The sequence below is a fragment of the Teichococcus aestuarii genome (genome assembly GCF_042651065.1).
Lineage (GTDB): Bacteria > Pseudomonadota > Alphaproteobacteria > Acetobacterales > Acetobacteraceae > Pseudoroseomonas > Pseudoroseomonas aestuarii.
In genome coordinates, this window is sequence record NZ_JBHSCH010000148.1 from 1 (window position 1) to 1,497 (window position 1,497).

The 1,497-nt window shown below is 70.9% G+C and carries 2 protein-coding genes; one reads left to right on the forward strand and one right to left on the reverse strand.

Features of this window, described 5'->3' with window-relative positions; all coding sequences use genetic code 11:
* On the reverse strand, nt 1-201 hold a 201-nt coding region (locus tag ACFOY6_RS24030; protein WP_379652445.1), incomplete at its 3' end, for an iron-sulfur cluster assembly protein.
* 177 nt (nt 202-378) lie between these two features.
* Here ACFOY6_RS24030 and hflK point away from each other — a divergent pair.
* The coding region (hflK, locus tag ACFOY6_RS24035; RefSeq protein ID WP_379652446.1) for an FtsH protease activity modulator HflK at nt 379-1,497 on the forward strand (1,119 nt) is incomplete at its 3' end.

Below are 1,497 nucleotides of genomic sequence, written 5' to 3' on the forward strand. Positions count from 1 at the left end.
CGACGGCCCGTGCTCGGCCGCCGCGCGCAGCAGCTCCAGCGCCCGGGCGCGCTCGCGCGGCACGGCGAGGGCGAACTGCACCATGCCGTCCCGCGCCGAAAGCCCCTGCAACATGCCGGAGGAAACAACGTCCTGCCCGCTCTCCGGGTCCCGCAGCGTGGCGAGCGCCGCGCGCACGGCCTCCGACAGTGACTCCGACATCGCTTGAAAACCCCTTCATACCGGACAATATCGGCCCCGCCCTCGCCGTGGCGTGATCCGCATGGATTGCGCCTTGGCCCGGACAGGGCGACATATGGTCCGGCCCTGTCGCGCATGCACCGTCTGTGCGCAAGCGTCTGTGGCCGGGAGCACACGTAACGGGAGAGCAGCCAGCCTATGCCCTGGAACAGTAGCGGCGGATCCGGCCAAGGAGGCAGCCCTTGGGGCAATCCACGCCCCGGTGGACCTTGGGGACAACCGCCACAGGGCGGCGGCGGCGGGCGCAGTCCCGGCGGCGGCCCTGATCTCGACGAGGCCATCCGCCAGGCGCAGGACGCGCTGCGGCGCTTCCTGCCCGGCGGCGGCGGCACCGGCAAGTGGATCGGCATCGGCGCCGTGGTGCTGCTCGGCCTGTGGGCCGCCAGCGGCATCTATCGCGTGCAGCCGGACGAGCAGGGCGTGGTGATGCGCTTCGGCGCCTTCAACCGCACCACCATGCCGGGCCTGAACTACCGCCTGCCCTGGCCGGTGGAGAGCGTGACCACGCCGCGCGTGACGCGCATCAACCGCATCGATGTCGGCTTCCGGGCCTCCAGCGACGCGCCGCTGACCCGTCCCGTCCCCGCCCGGGACGTGATCGAGGAAAGCCTGATGCTGACCGGTGACGAGAACATCATCGACATCGACTTCGCGGTGTTCTGGCGCATCCGCGACGCGGGCGAGTACCTGTTCAACACCCGCAACCCCGAGCAGACCGTGAAGCTCGCGGCCGAGAGCGTGATGCGCGAGGTGGTGGGCCGCACCCCCATCCAGCCGGCGCTGACCGAGGCGCGTGCCGAGATCGAGCAGGCGGTGCGCACCGGCACCCAATTCATCCTCGATCAGTACGGCTCGGGCATCGAGCTGGCGCAGATCCAGCTGCTGAAGGTGGAGCCGCCGGCCGAGGTGATCGACACCTTCCGCGACGTGCAGCGCGCCAACGCCGACCGCGAGCGTATGCGCAACGAGGCCGAGGCCTACCGCAACGACATCATCCCCCGCGCCCGCGGCGAGGGCCAGCGGATGATCCAGGAGGCGGAAGGCTACAAGGAGAGCCAGGTCGCCCGCGCCCGCGGCGAGGCGTCGCGCTTCACCTCCATCCTCTCCGCCTACCAGGTGGCGCAGGACGTGACGATCCGCCGCCTCTACCTCGAGACGATGGAGGAGATCCTGCGGCGCAACCCGAAGATCCTGGTGGATGACCGCCTGCAGGGGGTGGTGCCCTACCTGCCGCTGGACGGCGCGGCGCAGCCCGCC